Annotated in this window: 18 protein-coding genes; 17 read left to right on the top strand and 1 reads right to left on the bottom strand. The window is 65.2% G+C overall.

Annotated features, from left to right (window positions below):
- Positions 1 to 54 precede the first annotated feature (54 nt).
- The 5 genes from lepB (at position 55) to recO (ending at position 4054) form a co-directional block, all read left to right on the top strand.
- Positions 55 to 966 carry a signal peptidase I gene (gene lepB, locus BUA26_RS00165; protein WP_072756949.1) on the top strand — a complete coding sequence of 304 codons (912 nt, stop codon included), beginning with the start codon at positions 55 to 57 and terminating at the stop codon, positions 964 to 966.
- Between the two features lie 158 nt (positions 967 to 1124).
- Entirely contained in the window at positions 1125 to 1508 is a 384-nt protein-coding gene (locus BUA26_RS00160) for a DUF4845 domain-containing protein (protein WP_072756948.1), read from the top strand.
- Between the two features lie 3 nt (positions 1509 to 1511).
- A complete protein-coding gene (rnc, locus tag BUA26_RS00155; RefSeq protein WP_072756947.1) occupies positions 1512 to 2171 on the top strand; it encodes a ribonuclease III in 660 nt (219 codons plus the stop codon).
- Between the two features lie 161 nt (positions 2172 to 2332).
- The gene (era, locus tag BUA26_RS00150; protein WP_072756946.1) at positions 2333 to 3265 is read left to right on the top strand and encodes a GTPase Era; all 933 of its coding nucleotides are present in this window, start codon (positions 2333 to 2335) and stop codon (positions 3263 to 3265) included.
- Positions 3266 to 3331: 66 nt separating this feature from the next.
- The gene (gene recO / locus BUA26_RS00145) at positions 3332 to 4054 is read left to right on the top strand and encodes a DNA repair protein RecO (RefSeq protein WP_072756945.1); all 723 of its coding nucleotides are present in this window, start codon (positions 3332 to 3334) and stop codon (positions 4052 to 4054) included.
- 146 nt (positions 4055 to 4200) lie between these two features.
- Here the strand turns inward: recO and BUA26_RS00140 are convergent, their stop codons facing one another.
- Positions 4201 to 4938: a response regulator gene (locus BUA26_RS00140; RefSeq protein WP_255368096.1), complete on the bottom strand. Its 738-nt coding sequence runs from the start codon at positions 4936 to 4938 to the stop codon at positions 4201 to 4203.
- Positions 4939 to 4983: 45 nt separating this feature from the next.
- Between BUA26_RS00140 and BUA26_RS00135 the strand changes: the two genes are divergently transcribed.
- The 12 genes from BUA26_RS00135 to BUA26_RS00080 all read left to right on the top strand — a co-directional run bounded on the left by BUA26_RS00135 (position 4984) and on the right by BUA26_RS00080 (position 16239).
- Positions 4984 to 7005 carry a translocation/assembly module TamB domain-containing protein gene (locus BUA26_RS00135; RefSeq protein ID WP_072759865.1) on the top strand — a complete coding sequence of 674 codons (2022 nt, stop codon included), beginning with the start codon at positions 4984 to 4986 and terminating at the stop codon, positions 7003 to 7005.
- A 48-nt stretch (positions 7006 to 7053) separates the two neighbouring features.
- Positions 7054 to 7662 carry a YdbL family probable chaperone protein gene (locus tag BUA26_RS00130; RefSeq protein WP_072756943.1) on the top strand — a complete coding sequence of 203 codons (609 nt, stop codon included), beginning with the start codon at positions 7054 to 7056 and terminating at the stop codon, positions 7660 to 7662.
- Between the two features lie 196 nt (positions 7663 to 7858).
- Positions 7859 to 9196 (top strand): 23S rRNA (uracil(1939)-C(5))-methyltransferase RlmD, encoded by a 1338-nt coding sequence (gene rlmD, locus BUA26_RS00125; RefSeq protein ID WP_072756942.1) that lies wholly within the window; start codon positions 7859 to 7861, stop codon positions 9194 to 9196.
- Positions 9197 to 9355: 159 nt separating this feature from the next.
- Entirely contained in the window at positions 9356 to 9877 is a 522-nt protein-coding gene (locus BUA26_RS00120; RefSeq protein ID WP_072756941.1) for a CYTH domain-containing protein, read from the top strand.
- Positions 9871 to 10887: a beta-N-acetylhexosaminidase gene (nagZ, locus tag BUA26_RS00115; protein WP_072756940.1), complete on the top strand. Its 1017-nt coding sequence runs from the start codon at positions 9871 to 9873 to the stop codon at positions 10885 to 10887. Before BUA26_RS00120 ends, nagZ begins: the two co-directional genes overlap by 7 nt.
- On the top strand, positions 10884 to 11432 hold the full coding sequence (locus tag BUA26_RS00110; RefSeq protein WP_072756939.1) for a hypoxanthine-guanine phosphoribosyltransferase: 549 nt from the start codon (positions 10884 to 10886) through the stop codon (positions 11430 to 11432). The genes nagZ and BUA26_RS00110 overlap by 4 nt, the downstream gene beginning before the upstream one ends.
- Before the next feature lie 47 nt (positions 11433 to 11479).
- Positions 11480 to 12034, top strand: coding sequence for an NADPH-dependent FMN reductase (locus tag BUA26_RS00105; protein WP_072756938.1), 555 nt, complete (start codon positions 11480 to 11482; stop codon positions 12032 to 12034).
- 46 nt (positions 12035 to 12080) lie between these two features.
- Positions 12081 to 12824, top strand: coding sequence for an S-methyl-5'-thioinosine phosphorylase (locus BUA26_RS00100; protein ID WP_072756937.1), 744 nt, complete (start codon positions 12081 to 12083; stop codon positions 12822 to 12824).
- 408 nt (positions 12825 to 13232) lie between these two features.
- A complete protein-coding gene (locus BUA26_RS00095) occupies positions 13233 to 13436 on the top strand; it encodes a cold-shock protein (protein ID WP_072756936.1) in 204 nt (67 codons plus the stop codon).
- Positions 13437 to 13515: 79 nt separating this feature from the next.
- Entirely contained in the window at positions 13516 to 14595 is a 1080-nt protein-coding gene (locus BUA26_RS00090; RefSeq protein ID WP_072756935.1) for a glycosylasparaginase, read from the top strand.
- Positions 14592 to 15329, top strand: a complete 738-nt coding sequence (locus BUA26_RS00085) for a copper homeostasis protein CutC (RefSeq protein WP_072756934.1) — start codon at positions 14592 to 14594, stop codon at positions 15327 to 15329. Before BUA26_RS00090 ends, BUA26_RS00085 begins: the two co-directional genes overlap by 4 nt.
- Before the next feature lie 400 nt (positions 15330 to 15729).
- Positions 15730 to 16239, top strand: coding sequence for a hypothetical protein (locus BUA26_RS00080; RefSeq protein WP_143154126.1), 510 nt, complete (start codon positions 15730 to 15732; stop codon positions 16237 to 16239).
- Positions 16240 to 16255: the final 16 nt, after the last annotated feature.

The raw sequence follows: 16255 nt of genomic DNA, 5'->3' as shown, positions 1-16255 counted from the left end.
CGATCTGAATAGGCATGATCAGCGATGATCTGCCTGGCAACCTGGAGTTAAGGCATGGAATTTGATTTTTCGGCGATTCTGCTTGGCCTCACCGTGCTGTTCGGCGTGGTATGGGGTCTGGATCGCCTGTTCCTGTACAAGAAGCGCAAGGCGCGCCTCGACGCAGCGCGTGCCGAGTATCGCGATCCGATGCCGGTGGACTGGGCCCGTTCGCTGTTCCCGGTGGTGCTGGTGGTGTTGCTGCTGCGCTCGTTCGTAGCCGAACCCTTTCGGATTCCCTCCGGTTCGATGATGCCGACGCTGGACGTGGGCGATTTCATCCTGGTCAACAAGTTTGCCTATGGCCTTCGCCTGCCGGCGTTCAACAACAAGTTCGTCGATCTCGGCGAACCCAAGCGCGGCGACGTGGTGGTATTCCGCTTTCCCGGCTATCTGTGCCATGACGGCGGCGCGCTGGTGCGCAGCGGCGACATGAGCTGCAACGATCCGCATGCGCCGGTACAGCAGCAGAACTGGATCAAGCGGGTAATCGGCCTGCCCGGAGACCGCATCGAGGTGCATGGCGCCGACCTGCTGATCAACGGCGAGCCCGTGAAAGCGGACGAAGTCGGCCCGTATCAGGGCAATCCGCAGCGCAGCGTGGACGAGATCATGCTGAACATGGGGGCCACGGTCTGGAACGAGCACCTCCATCGTGAGGACGGCAGCGTGGTCAACCACACCACGGCGCAGATGCCGGCCTACACCACGCCCAACTCGATTCCGAACGACCGGGTGCCCTCGAAGGTGCCGGCGGGTTGCTACCTGGTGATGGGCGACAACCGCAACGACAGCCTCGACAGCCGCTGGTGGGGCTGCATGCCCGAACAGAACCTGGCCGGCAAGGCATTCCTGATCTGGATGAGCTGGAAGGGTTGGGGTACCGGTGGCGTGGATTTCTCGCGGATGGGCACGGTGATCCATTGAGCTGTCGATGGTCCAAAGCGTGACGGGGTCGAAACGTCCCGTACGCCGGGCTGCTAACAGTGCGAGAATCCACGGCATAATCGGCACGACAGGCGGATCGAGCGGGCGATCGGCACAGACAACGGGCACGCCGCACCATGCGGCATAGCGAGGGGACTATGAAATCGAAGCAGTCGGGCGTCACCCTGATCGGGTTTCTGATCATCATGGCCATCGTGGCCTTTCTCGGCTACATGGCGATGAAGTTGGTGCCGTCGTATTCCGAATACATGGGTGTGGTCAAGGCGATGAACCAGGTCGCCAGCGAGGGCACCAACGGCAAGACGCTGGACGATATCCGCCGTGGCCTGATGTTCAAGATGGGCTTCCAGTACGTCGACGACGCCACCATCAAGCCCGCCGACATCACCATCAAGCGCGATGCCGGTGGTGCCAGCCAGCTGCAGGTCTCCTACGACAAGGAGATTCCGTTCATGTACAACATCGACTTCCTGCTGCACTTCAACAAGAGCGTGCCGTTGCAGGGCAATGTGAGTCAGTAACTTTTGAAGCTCAATTATCGTTTTCGCGATCCGGCGCTGGCGTTGCTGGCGCTCACCCACCGCAGCATCGGCAAACCGAACAACGAGCGTCTGGAATTTCTCGGCGACGCGCTGCTGGGCGCCATCATCGCCGAGTTGCTGTTCGAAGTTCACCCCAAGTCCAACGAAGGTGAACTGTCGCGGCTGCGCGCGCAGTTGGTCAACGGCCAGGCACTGGCGGTGATCGCCCGCGAACTCGAGCTGGGCGACGAGTTGAAACTCGGTCCCGGCGAGTTGAAGACCGGCGGTTTCCGGCGCGATTCGATCCTGGCCGACGCGTTCGAGGCGCTGGTCGCCGCGGTGTATCTGGATGGCGGTTTCGACGCCTGCCGCGATGTCGTGCGCGCGCTGTTCGGCGAGCGTATCGCGGCGTTGCGGCGATCCTCCAAGGATGCCAAGACACGGCTGCAGGAGCATCTGCAGGCAGGTGGCTGGCCGCTGCCGCAATACGAGCTGACCGCCACTCATGGCGATGATCATGCCAAGACATTCGATGTCAGCTGCGCGATCGACGAGCCGTTGCCGCTGGCGGCCGAGGCTCGCGGCAGCAGCCGCCGCGCCGCCGAGCAGGACGCGGCCGAGATCGTGCTGAACCGGTTGCTGGAGCAGCCGCGCAAACCCTGAACCGGATCCCTGCCTCGGATCCTGACGCGTTCATCTTCATCCATGCGCCAGCCGGCGCGGGCCTTGCGCCGCCGTCCGCCGCGGCATGCGCGCTCGTCGGCAGCATGCCGCTTCCGGCGAAGCACTACACTTGCCATCCGACTTGTCGAGCACATCACGTCATGAACCACGAACTGGATCCAGCCGCCGGCACCTTGCCGCATGAGAATTTCCGCTGCGGCACGGTCGCCTTGGCCGGCCGTCCCAACGTGGGCAAGTCCACGCTGCTCAATGCGCTGATCGGATATCGCCTGTCGATCATCAGCCCGCGGCCGCAGACCACGCGCCATCGCATCCTCGGCATCAACACCACCGAAGCCGGCCAGATCATGTATGTCGACACGCCCGGCCTGCACCGTGGCGCCAAGCGGGCGATGAACCGCAGCCTCAACCGCGCCGCGCGTTCGGCGATCAATGATGTCGACCTGGTGGTACAGGTGATCGAGGCCGGCCGTTTCACCGACGAGGACGAGGCGCTGTACGCCGCGCTGGTCGAACAATCGTCGCCGCGCTTGCTGGTGATCAACAAGGTCGATCTGAACAAGGACAAGACGGTGATGCTGCCGTTCGTGGCCGATCTGGTGGCGAAACACAGCTACGACGAAATTCATTACGTCAGCGCGCTCAAGGAGCAAGGCCTGAAGGAGCTGGAACAGGCCATCCTGAAGCGCCTGCCGGTGCAGCCACCGGTGTACGGCGAGGACGAAGTCACCGATCGCAGCGAGCGCTTCCTCGCCGCCGAAATGGTGCGCGAGCAGCTGATGCTGCGGCTCGATCAGGAGCTGCCGTACGCGACCACGGTGGAGATCGAGCAGTTCAACGACCGTCCCGACGGCATTGCCGAAATCCACGCCATCATCTGGGTCGAGCGCGACGGCCAGAAGGCGATCGTGATCGGTAACGGCGGCGCCCAGCTCAAGGCCATCGGTACCAGCGCCCGGCGCCACATGGAGCGCATGTTCGAGCGCAAGGTGTTCCTCAAGCTCTGGGTGAAGGTGCGCGAGGGCTGGGTCGACGACGAGAACATGTTGAAGAAATTCGGCTATACGGATTAAGCCCCATGGAGTCGGGAATCGCCACGGCCATGCCGGGTTGTTCCGATTCGTCACTGTCGGTTCCCCATGCGCCTTGAACAGCAACCCGCCTACGTCCTGCACGCGCGGCCTTACCGCGAGACGTCGCTGTTGCTGGAATGCCTGACCCGCGAACATGGCCGGCTCGGGGTGGTGGCCCGGGGCGTGCGTGGCGAACGCGCGCGCCTGCGCCGCGCCCAGCTGGAACCGTTCCATCCGCTGGCGATGGATCTGCTGTTGCGTGGCGAGATGGCCACGCTGACTGCGGTCGAGGTGGTGGGAGCCCCCGTGCGCCTGTCCGGCGACGCCGGTCTGGCCGGGCTGTATCTCAACGAACTGGTGGTTCGCCTGACCGAGCGGCAGGACCCGTTCCCGCTGCTGTTCGACGCTTATGCGCAGACGCTGGCGCGGCTGGCCGCCGGCGAATCGCTGGCGTGGAGCCTGCGCCGGTTCGAGCGCGACCTGCTGGAGGCGATCGGTTACGGCCTGCAGCTGCAATACGACTCGGCCACCGGCGAAGCCCTGCTGCCCGAGGCGTCCTATCGTTATATGGTCGAGCAAGGTGCCGTGCGTTGTGCTCCCGGCAGCGCGCACGCCCTGCGCGGCAGCGACCTGCTGGCGCTGGAGCAGGACGAGATGCCCGACAACATCGGCTTGAAAGCGCTGCGCGACATGATGCGCGACGTCATTCGATTTCATCTGGGCGGCGGCGAATTGCGTGCCTGGCGCGTGCTGGCGATGGCGGTTTCGCGGCAACCGACGAACCGTTAGGGAACGTCTGATTTTGCTCGTCATCCCGGAATCGCGAAGCGATATCCGGGATCCAGTGCCTTTGTGTATCCACGTGTTACATGATGAAAGACACTGGGTTCCCGCTTTCGCGGGAATGACGAAAATAGAGGTTGATCAGAGCATCCTCAGTGATCGAGCGCCTGCAGCGTCTCCAGCAGCGCCTTGCGGAATCTTGCCAGTGCAGCCGGGGTTGCGCCGTGTTGCGTCAGCTGTTGCTGCAGCAGGATGGTTTGCGATGACAGCGCGGTAGCGCCGCAGAAGCCGCAGGATGAGCGCAGCCGGTGCAGTCGTTCGCTGAAGCCGGCATGGTTCTGGCTCAGCGAGTCCAGTTCCTGATGGAGCAGGGCCAGCTCTTCGCGCAACAGCAGCCGCAGCGCCTGCATGGTGGTGGCGTCGCCGGTGGCGGTCAGCGCGGCATGGTTATCGAGTACAGAGGCATCAGCCTGCTCGGGCTGCACCAGCGCCAGCACGCGTTGCAGATCGGCCAGTTTGCAGGGCTTGATCAGAATCTCGCTGAAGCCGGCCGCAAGCAGCGACTGACGGTCGCCCGGGTCCAGCTCGGCGGTGGTGGCCACCGCCACGCCGTCGGTCGACCGTGCCTGCGCGTCGCCCCGCAGCGAGCCGAGAATCCACAAGGCGCCGGCGCCGGGCATGCGGCAGTCCAGCAACAACAGGTCGAACGCCTCGGTGCGGGCGCGTTCCCATGCCGCCCGTCCATCCGTGCAGGTTTCCACCCGGGCACCCAGCGAACGCAGCCCGTCGCACAGGAAACGGCAGCTGCCGGGGTCGTCGTCGGCCACCAGTACGCGTGGACCGGTGGCATCGGTAGGGGCGAAATCGGGCCTGGCGGGATGGCTGGTCATGACGAAATCCATGTCGTTCAGCTTAATTTGGCAGAATGGCGCGACATGCGTCCGACATCAAGCCATCTTTTGCTGTGTTGCTGCCTCCTGTTGGGGCTGGGCTGGATGCTGCCCGCACGGGCGGACGTGCTGCTGACGGCGAAGTCGATCACCTTGCCTGGCGTGCATTTGCAGACGGTGACCGTCAGGCTCGGTGAGGACACTGCCGGCGGACTTCAGCTGCAATTGCGTGCCGGCCAGGCGGACGTGCCGGCGATGGGCTGGCGGCGGCTGGGCCTGAACCTCGATGGCAACCTGAAACGGGACCAACACCTGCTCTGGACTCTCGACGGCACGGCACGTGTGGCCGGCGCTCCGGGCGGGGCGCTGAGCGATGCCCATGTGAACGTCCAGCTCAGCACGTCGGCCAATACCTTGCTGATCGATATCCTGCAGGGCAAGACGCACGCGAGCGCCGCATTGCCGCTGGATCAAACCACGCACGCGCAGATCCACTTGAACGATCTTCCCGCGGGATGGCTGCAGGGACTGCTGAGCACGGTGTGGTCAGGCCGTCCTACCAGCGGCCGGGTGGATGCCGAACTGGCGCTGGATCTGCGCGATACCGGACTGCAATCCTCCGGCCAATTCACGCTCAATGGCGCGGGCTTCGACACCCCGACCGGGACCTTGGCCGGGCAGGGGCTGAACGGCACGGGCCGGTTCAGCCTCGATAGCACCGGTGGGCCGGCCCGGATCGATCTGGATGCCAGCCTGCATGGCGGCGAGTTGCTGCTGGGCCCGCTTTACGCCAAGTTGCCGGATCATCCGGTGCAGCTTGGCCTGCACGCCGATGCGCAGAACGGCGCGATCGAATTGAGCCGGTTGCGGGTGAATGATGCCGATGCGCTGCAGCTCGACGGCGCGCTGGCATTCGGTGCGAAAGGCGAGCTGAAAATGCTCAAGCTTGATCGCCTGCACGCAAGTTTCCCCGCAGCCTACCAGCGCTACGGCCAAGCCTGGCTGGCCACATTGGGCCTGCGCGACATGCATATCGTCGGTCAGCTCGGCGGCAGCGTGGATCTGCGCGCGGATGGTCCGCATGGCTTCGCGTTCACGACCGATGGGCTGAATCTGGCTGACGCCGATGGGCGGCTGGCGATCGACAACTTGCGCGGTGGACTGGACTGGGCGAGTCAGGGCGAACGGCCGGCGACCACGCTGGCCTGGCGCAGCGTGCAGTTCTATCGGGTGCTCAACGGGGCCGCGCAGTCGCAGTGGCGCAGTCATGCCGGCACGCTCAGCCTGCAGCAACCGCTCGAGGTACCGGTGTTGAAGGGACGCCTGCGCATCGGCGATCTGGATTGGCGTCCGGCGGCGGCGAAAGGGCAGCGATTGTCGACATCGGCGGTGCTGACCGGCGTGGACATGACAGCGTTCAGCCAGGCGATGGGCTGGCCGGCATTTCCCGGCACGCTGGGCGGCGCCATTCCCTCGCTGCGCTGGGTCGATGACCGCTTCGAATTGCAGGGCGGGCTGTCGGCCAGCCTGTTCGGCGGCTTCGTCGACGTCACCCGGCTTTCGCTGCAGCAGCCGTTCGGGCCCAACCCGGTATTGAATGGCGACATCGCCATGAAGCAGCTGGATCTGGCGGCGATCACCAGCGTGTTCGATTTCGGCGGCATCACCGGACGGATGGACGGCTCGATCGACGACCTGCGGCTGGTCGACTGGAGTCCGGCTGCGTTCAAGGCGAGCTTGCTCGCCGGCAGCGGTGGACGGATCAGCCAGCGCGCGGTGAACAACCTCACCGCCGTCGGCGGCGGAGGCATCGCCGCCGGCTTGCAAGGCGCCATGCTGAAACTGTTCAAGACCTTCGGCTACAAACAGATCGGCCTCAATTGCACGTTGCAGGGCACGGTCTGCCAGATGAGCGGTCTGCAGACCACCGGCGACGGCTACACTATCGTCGAAGGCAGCGGCTTGCCGCGGTTGCAAGTGATCGGCCATCAGACTCAGGTCGACTGGCCGACGCTGGTGCGACGGTTGCGCGAAGCCATCAATGGCTCTGCCCCGCAAATCCGCTGATCGACGGGTCGTCTGTTCTTTCCGTATTCCAAACCGCTGGAGTCTGTCATGCGCAAGCTCGTCTACGTCATCCTGACCTCGCTGGCCGTGGCGTTGGTCGGCTGCGTCACCATCAACGTGTATTTCCCCGAGGCGGCGGCGCAGAAAGCCGCCGATCAGTTCATCGGCAACGTGCTGGAGTCGGCTAGTCCCGCCACCACACCGGCGCCGAAAGAGCAGAAGCCGGCGGCGAAGAGCGATGCCCAGCCCCCCTCGGCGATGCTGCTTGACTTGCTGATTCCGGCCGCTTACGCCGCCGACACGCCGAACATCCGTATCCAGACCCCTGCCACCGAGGCGATTCGCGGACGCATGCACGACCGCTTCCAGGGCCCGCTGGGCGATCTGCTGGACAGCGGCGCGGTCGGTTTCACCAACGACGGCATGGTCGCCATGCGCGATGCCGCCAAGGTGCCGTTGAGCCAGCGCGCGCAGGCCAGTGCCACGGTGGCCGACGAAAACCGCGACCGCACCGCGCTGTACGGCGAGATCGCCAACGCCAACAACCACCCCGAGTGGGCACCGCAGATCCGCGCCACCTTCGCCAAGACCTGGATCGATAAGGCGCGCGCCGGCTGGTACTACCAGAACGCCGCCGGGGCCTGGCAGAAGAAATAAGCGCGCGGTCGCGCGCTGCTCCTGTGTAGGAGCCCGCGTGCGGGCGATGCTCTTCGCGTATTCACCAAAAGCATCGCCCGCACGCGGGCTCCTACAAAAAGGGGCTCCATGCAGGCCCCGGATGACGCCAGGCGTCATCCGGGCCGATCTGGGATAATCGGCGGCCAGCCCTAGCGGCCTTATCCATCCGAGCCTCATGTCCCGATCCAACTCCGTTCCGTCGACTCCGTTCGAAGCCCACATCACCGACCTCAGCCATGACGGCCGCGGCGTGGCCCGCATCGACGGCAAGACGGTATTCGTCAGTGGCGGGCTGCTGGGCGAACAAGTCATGGCCCGCCTGCGCAAACGCCATCGCCATTTCGACGAGGCCGACGTGGTCGAAGTGATCGTGCCGTCGCCGCATCGGGTCGAACCGCGCTGCCGGCATTTCGCGCATTGCAGCGGCTGCTCGCTGCAGCATCTGGATGCCGAATCGCAGATCGCGGCCAAGCAGCGCGTGTTGTCGGAAAACTTCGAACGCATCGGCAAGGTCAGCCCGCAGCTGTGGCTGCCGCCACTGACCGGCGAGCCGTGGGGTTATCGGCGCAAAGGTCGTCTGTCGGTGCGCAACGTGATGAAGAAGGGCCGCGTGCTGGTCGGTTTCCGCGAAGAGCAGAACCCGCGCTTCGTCGCCGAGATCCAGCAGTGCGAGGTGATGCATCCGGCGCTGGGTCCCAAGGTCGGCCTGCTCGCCGACCTGCTCAGCGGGATGGACGCGGTCGACACCATCCCGCAGATCGAGTTCGCCGCCGGCGACGAGCTGATGGCGCTGGTGTTCCGCCACATGCAGCCGCTGAGCGAGCGCGATCTGGCGGCGCTGACCGCGTTCGGCCAGCAGCACGGGCTGGCGATCTATCTGCAGCCGGGCGGCAACAGCAGCGTGCATCCGCTGTGGCCCGAGAACCCGCGGCTGGCGTTCCGCATCGCCAGTGGCGACGCGGCCGTCGCCGACGTCGAACTGGAGTTCCATCCGCTGGACTTCGTGCAGGTCAACGCCGACATGAACCAGCGCATGATGGCGCGCACGCTGGAGCTGCTCGATCCGCAGCCGACCGATCGCGTGCTGGACCTGTTCTGCGGTCTGGGCAACTTCACCTTGCCGATCGCGCGCCGTGTCGCCGAAGTGGTGGGCGTGGAAGGCGAGCACGGCCTGGTCGAACGCGCCGCGCAGAACGCCGCGCGCAACGGCATCGACAACGCACGCTTCCAGGTGGCGAACCTGTTCGAGGATCAGCGCGCCGCGGACTGGGCGCGCCAGCCGTGGGACAAGCTGCTGCTCGATCCGCCACGCGCCGGCGCCGACAAGGTGCTGGAGTATCTGCCGCACAAGCAGACGCACCGCATCGTCTACGTCTCCTGCCATCCGGCTTCGCTGGCGCGCGATGCCGGCATCCTGGTCAACCAGCATGGCTTCAAGCTGAAGTCGGCCGGCGTGATGGACATGTTTCCGCATACCGCGCACGTCGAGTCGATCGCGCTGTTCGAACGCTGAAGAGCGAGGAACGAGTGGAGAGGAGTGAGGAGTGAGAGAAAGCCAACGCGTGCCACTGTTCGCCGTCGCCATGTCGATTCGGGCGGGGCAGGGTGCGCCTGACGCGCCTGCCTTTGCCCTCTCGCACTCCTCACTTCTCTCCACTCACTCCTGACCTCCATGCCCATCGAGATCGAACGAAAATTTCTGCTGGCCAGCGACGCCTGGCGTGCAGCCGTGGAACACAGCGAGCCCATCGCGCAGGGTTACCTGGTCGGTGCACAGGCGCTGCGCGACGGCCATGCGCGCGCTTCGGTGCGCGCCCGCCTCGCCGGTGAACAGGCGTGGCTGAATATCAAGGCGGCCACGCCGGGCATCGCGCGCGCCGAGTTCGAGTACCCGATACCGGTGGCCGATGCCAGGACCTTGCTGGACAGCTTGTGCGATGGCGTGCTGGAGAAAGTGCGCCATCATGTGCGGGTCGACGGCATGCTGTTCGAGGTCGATGAGTTCGAGGGCGACAACCACGGGCTGATCGTCGCCGAGATCGAATTGCCGGCGATCGATGCACCGTTTCCGCGGCCGGCATGGCTGGGCCGCGAGGTGAGCACGCTGACGCGCTATTACAACGTCAATCTGATCGCGCATCCCTACCGGCAGTGGTCGCCGGCCGAGCGCGCTGCCGAGGATGCCGCATGCTAATGATCGGCGTGGCCGCGCTGGAACTGGCCGAACATGAGAAGCGCTGGCTCACCGCGCCGGGCGTGGCCGGCGTGCTGTTGTTTGCGCGCAATTATCAATCGCGCGAGCAGCTGATCGCGCTATGCGATGCGATCCGCGAAGCCGGCGGCGAGGAGTTGTTGATCGCGGTCGATCAGGAAGGCGGTCCGGTGCAACGCTTCCGCGACGGCTTCACCCGGCTGCCGCCGCTGGCGGCGATCGGCGCGGTCTACGCGCGTGACCCGACCGAAGCGGTGCGGCTGGCGGAAGAGCACGCCTGGGTGATGGCCAGCGAGCTGCGCGCCAGCGGCGTCGATTTCAGTTTCGCTCCGGTGGTCGACCTGGCCCGCGGCAATGCGGCGATCGGCCTGCGCGCGTTCCACGCCGATCCGGCGGTGACCGCCGAGTTGGCCCAGGCTTACGTGCGCGGCATGCACCTGGGCGGCATGGCGGCGGTGCTCAAGCATTTCCCGGGGCATGGGTCGGTCGCCACCGATACGCACAAGGCGCAGGCGATCGATCCGCGCGGCCTGGACGAGATCCGCCGCGACGACTTGCTGCCGTTCGCCGAGTGCATCGAGGCGCGGGTCGAGGCGGTGATGATGGCGCACGTGACCTATCCGGCGGTGGACAGCCAGCCGGCCGGCTATTCGAGAGTATGGATAGGACAGATCCTGCGCGGCGAGCTGGGCTTCGCCGGCGCGGTGATCAGCGACGACATCAGCATGGCTGCCGCCGGCGCCGCCGGCAGCGTGGGCGAGCGTGTGCGGGCGCATCGGGGCGCCGGTTGCGATCTGGTGCTGGCCTGCTTCCCCGAGGTCGTGGACGAGGCGATCGCCGCGATGCAAGGCGAGGCGTCGCCGATGCCGGCACGACTGGCAGCCTTGCGTGGCGCACTGGGCGCGAGCTGGGACAGCCTCACGAATAATCCGCAGCGCGACCGTTTCGTGGCGCGCATCACGGCCTTGCACGCCGTTCAAGGAATCGCATGAATACCCCCATACCTTCGCTTGCCGATGCGCTGGCACAGTCGGATCTGCTGCACGGGCGCGGCGAATTGGACACCGTGATCGCCGACATGGGCCGGCGCATCGACGCCGCGCTGGATGGCGAACGCGCGGTCTTCCTCACCGTGATGAACGGCGCGCTGATCTTCGCCGGCCAGCTGGCGCTGTCTATCCGCACCGATATGGAATTCGACTACGTGCATGCCACGCGCTACCGCGGCGCCACCTCCGGCAGCGAGCTGCACTGGCTGCGTGAACCGCTCGTGCCGCTGGCCGGTCGCGTGGTGCTGCTGGTCGACGACATCCTCGACGAAGGCCACACGCTGAAGGCGGTGCGCGAGGACTGCTATGTGCGCGGCGCGAAAAAGGTGCTGATCGTCAGCCTGTGCACCAAGCGGCACGACCGTCTGGTCGAAGGCATCGCTTCCGATTTCAACGGCGTCGAGCTGCCGGATCGCTACGTGTTCGGCTATGGCATGGACTACTACGAACAGGGCCGCAATCTCCCCGGTATCTATGCGCTGAGGTAGCTCCTCCCGCGACGCCCCATCGTGCGAACAGAACAGGACTATCGTGCATGAACATCCTCGGCATTTCCGGCAGCCTGCGCGCGGCCTCCTTCAACACCGCCTTGTTGCATGCCGCGCAGGAACTGGCGCCGGCCGGCATGTCCATCGCCATCCATCGACTGCATGACTTGCCGTTGTTCGATCAGGACGTCGAGGATCAAGGTGATCCCGAACCCGTCGCCGCCCTGAAACAGGCGATCGATAACGCCGATGGCTTGTTCCTGGCCTGCCCTGAATACAACGGCGGCATCACCGGCGTGCTCAAGAACGCCATCGACTGGGCCTCGCGATCGGGCAGGGACCGCCACACGGCGGTGCTGGCCGGCAAGATCGTCTGCATCGCCGGTGCCAGCCCCGGCATCACCGGCACGGTGCGCGCGCAAGACCAGTTGCGCCTGGTCCTGCGCCGCGCCGGTGCGCAGACGGAGCCGCTAGGCGAGGTGCTGGTGTTTCAGGCGCATACCAAGATCGTCGACGGCCGCCTGGCCGACGAGCGCACCCGTGACGCACTGGCCCGCCATCTGCAAAGCTATGCGACCCGGCTCGCCGCTCTGCGTGGTTGAGCGTGCGATCTCCGAACTCGCGATCCATCAAGAGCAGGACTGACCCGTGAACATCGATCTGGCCGTCATCGGCGGCAGCGGCTTGTACAACTTGCCCGGCCTGGAGAACGCGTCGCGTCACAGCGTGGACACGCCTTACGGCACAGCCTCGGGCGACGTGGTGATCGGCGATTTCGCCGGCAAGCGCCTGGCGTTTCTGGCTCGCCACGGCGAGAGCCATACCTTGCCGCCGCATCGGGTCAACTATCGCGCCAACCTGTGGGCGCTGCACAGTCTCGGCGCGCGCCGGGTGATCGGCGTCAATGCGGTGGGCGGCATCCGTGGCGACCTGGGCCCGCGGGTAATCGTGGTGCCGGATCAACTCATCGACTACACCCACGGCCGCTACACCAGCTACTGCGATGTCGACGGCGCCGAGGTGAAGCACATCGACTTCAGCGAGCCGTATACCGAGTCGCTGCGCCTGCAACTGCTGGCGGCGGCGCGTGCGGCGGACATCGCGGTGATCGGCGGCGGCTGCTACGGCGCGACGCAGGGGCCGCGGCTGGAAACGCGGGCCGAGATCGCCCGCATGAAGCGCGACGGCTGCGATCTGGTCGGCATGACCGGCATGCCCGAGGCCGCGCTGGCGCGTGAGCTGATGCTCGACTACGCGTGTCTGGCGCTGGTCGCGAACTTCGCTGCCGGTTGCGGCGACGAGGCGGAAATCAGCATCGAAGAAATCTTCGCGCATCTGGCGGCAGCCACCGCCGAGGTGCCGCGCATCCTCGCCGCCATGCCGAAAAGCTGATTAGTGTCGAAACTCAGCCGTAAAGTGAACCCCCCCGTTCGCGCTGAGCGTAGCTCGCGTCAGCGAGCGGAGTCGAAGCGCTTCTTCGCTGGTGCCCTTCGACTTCCTCGCTCCTCAAAGCCGTGGCCATCCATGGCCACTCCCCGCGTGCGGCCTTACGGCCTACGCTCAGAGCCTGCCCCGGACTTGATCCGGGGGCGAACGGCAGAAGCATGGCTGAGTTTCGACACTCTTCATATGCCGAAAAGCTGAGTACGGCGTCCGGCTTTGCGTGTCCCGGGTATTTCTCGTATTGCGCTCGGCCTTCACATATTGCTACTTTTCGCCAGCCAGGGCGGCGAACCGGGGGAAGTAGGTGGTTCAGCGCGAAGCCTGGCGCACCCATTCATGGATCCAGAGGTTCGCGCAATGAGTTTTGGTACGGTCAAATGGTTCAACGACGCCAAGGGTTTCGGTTTCATCTCGCCTGAGGACGGAGGGGCGGACGTTTTCGTCCATTTTTCGGCGATCACCAGCAAGGGCTTCCGCAGCCTGCAGGAAGGTCAGCGCGTGAAGTTCGACATCACCCAGGGGCCGAAGGGCGCCCAGGCTTCGGCCGTCGAAGCTGCCTGATCAACCAGGCAACCTTGTACAGCAAGAAGGAAACCCCGCATCCTGTGCGGGGTTTTTGCTTTGTGACCTGGAGAAAGTGATGACTGATCGCCGACGTTTCCTCAAGGCTTCCCTACTGGGAGCTTCCGCTTCGATGCTGGCCTGGGGCGGCAAGCTGGCCGCCGGACCGATAGACCAAAGCGGCAAGCTGGCCGCCGGTCCCGCACCTCGCACGCCGCCAACGACGACCGCGCGGGTGATCTCGACCTGGGACTTCGGCATCGCCGCGAACCAGGCGGCCTGGGCGATCCTCGGCAAGGGCGGCCATGCGCTGGACGCGGTCGAGACCGGCGTGCAAGTGCCCGAGTCCGACCTGAAGAATCACAGCGTCGGCAGGGCCGGCTATCCCGATCGCGATGGTCACGTCAGCCTCGACGCCAGCATCATGGATGCCGATGGCAATTGCGGCGCGGTCGCGGCGATCGAACACATCGCCCATCCGATCTCGGTGGCGCGACGGGTGATGGAGCGCACGCCGCACGTGCTGCTGGTCGGCGAGGGCGCCTTGCAGTTCGCGCTGGAACAAGGCTTCAAGAAAGAAGAGCTGCTCACGCCGGAATCCGAAAAGGCCTGGCACGAGTGGCAGAAGACGGCGAAGTACCAGCCCTCGATCAACAGCGAAGTGCATGACTATGGCAAGGGCAAGACTGGCATGCCCGGCGGCGCCCACAACCACGACACCATCGGCATGCTGGCGATCGACGCGCAAGGCCGCCTGGCCGGCGCCTGCACCACCAGCGGCATGGCGTGGAAAATGCGCGGCCGCGTCGGCGATAGCCCTATCATCGGCGCCGGGCTGTACGTGGACGGCGAGATCGGCGGCGCCACCTCCACCGGAGTCGGCGAGGAAGTGATACGCAATGCCGGCAGCTTCCTGGTGGTCGAGCTGATGCGCCAGGGCCGCTCGCCGCAGGAAGCGTGCAAGGAGGCGGTGATGCGCATCGTCCGTCGCCGCCCGGAGGCGTCGAAGACGCTGCAAGTCGGTTTCCTGGCGATGAACCGCGCGGGCGAGGTCGGCGCGTACGCGATCCAGCGCGGCTTCTCCTACGCCGTATGCGATGCGAAGAAGCAGGACGGTTTGATCCCCGCGCAGAGCGTCTACACGACGAACTACTCATGATCCTCGAAATCGCTGCGAACTCCGTCGCCTCCGCGCTGGCCGCCCAGGAAGGCGGAGCAGGGCGGGTCGAACTCTGCACCGCACTGGAGCTGGGCGGGCTGACCCCTTCGCGGGCGCAGATCGCGCTGGCCCGCGAACACCTGCATATTCCGCTGTACGTGCTGATACGCCCGCGCGCCGGCGACTTCCTCTACAGCGAGCTGGAATGCGAGACCATGCGGCGCGACATCGAAGTCTGCGTTGCGCTGGGCTGCGATGGCGTGGTGATCGGCGCGCTCGATGCCGATGGCGGCGTGGATGTGGCGCGCTGCCGTACGCTGATCGCCGCGGCCAAGGGCATGGGCATCACCTTCCACCGCGCGTTCGATCTCAGCCGCGAACCGGCGCAAGCGCTGGAAGATATCGTGGCGCTAGGCTGCGAACGCATCCTCACCTCGGGCACACAGGCCAGCGCGCCGGATGGCGCGGCGCTGATCCGCCAGCTGGTGGTGCAAGCCGCGGGACGTCTTGTCGTGATGCCCGGCGCCGGTGTCACCGCGCAGAACATCGCCGCGCTGGCCGCCGCCACCGGCGCGCATGAATTCCACGCCTCCGCCAAACACCAGCTGCCGTCAGGCATGCACCATCGGCGCCCGCTGCTGAGCGACATGGAAGGCGGCGAGCTGGGCAGCGATGTGGAGCAGGTGCGTGCGCTCGTTGTCGCACTGCAAGCCCAGGTCCATGAGAACCCCTGAATTTCGCGGCCTGCACAGCCCCTGTGGGAGCGACTTCAGTCGCGATGCCCTTGCTTCAGAGCCCACAAACAAAAGCATCGCGGCTGAAGCCGCTCCCACCGTGGTCATCCGCCAAACACCAGCTGCCGTCGGGCATGCACCATCGACGACCGCTGCTGAGTGATATGGAAGGCAGCGAGCTGGGCAGTGATGCCGAGCAGATACGAGGCATGGTCGCGGCTTTGAATGCCGCGGCTGCATCACCCTGACTTGCTGCGGGATGGGTTGGCGGGTTCAGGCTGCAACAAGGCAACCAGGCTATGGGTGCTTTGAGAACGAAGTCCGCAAGGGAATTGGTTCTTCTGAGACAGGCTGCAGGATTAGACTTCATTTCGAAATCTACTTGGCGTTAGGCCTCACTGTGACTATCACTGCTGCTCAACTGCTCGAAATAGTCGAAGCCGAACTTGCCGTGCTGGATGATGCTCGGGTCGTGGCTCATGTGCGAGCACTATTGGTTTCGCCGAACCCAGTTATGCGCGGCTGGGACTACGGTGCCGCCGACGAAGCCTATCCTTGCTGGTCTGTGCTCGAACACAAGGCATCCAACACTGGCATCGCGTACTGCGAGAATGGTTTCGGTCCCCGTAACCCTTGGGGCTTGGTCTTCCTCGGGGGTACGGAGCATATGTCCATGGGCATGGACTCAGGCTGGTTTCCGGGTTTCCTGGATGCCTACTTTGATTCCAGCGCAGCTTCTGACTTGCCGGTATGGCGCGTGTTCCAGCAGCTCGAAGACGAATATCCTGGTAGGCCACTCTCGGCCGAAGGATCCTGGGATTCGACTTGGGCTGAAGTGGAGCGTCTGCGCGCGCTCAACCCTGACAATCGTTACCACTGCGATCAGAGTATCTATCGCGGTGAGGCCTAACTCCAGCACTAGGCTG

This window comes from Rhodanobacter sp. OK091 (assembly GCF_900142825.1).
Lineage (GTDB): Bacteria > Pseudomonadota > Gammaproteobacteria > Xanthomonadales > Rhodanobacteraceae > Rhodanobacter.
Note: the sequence above shows the minus strand (reverse complement) of the source record. Positions and strands in the feature narration are given on the sequence as shown.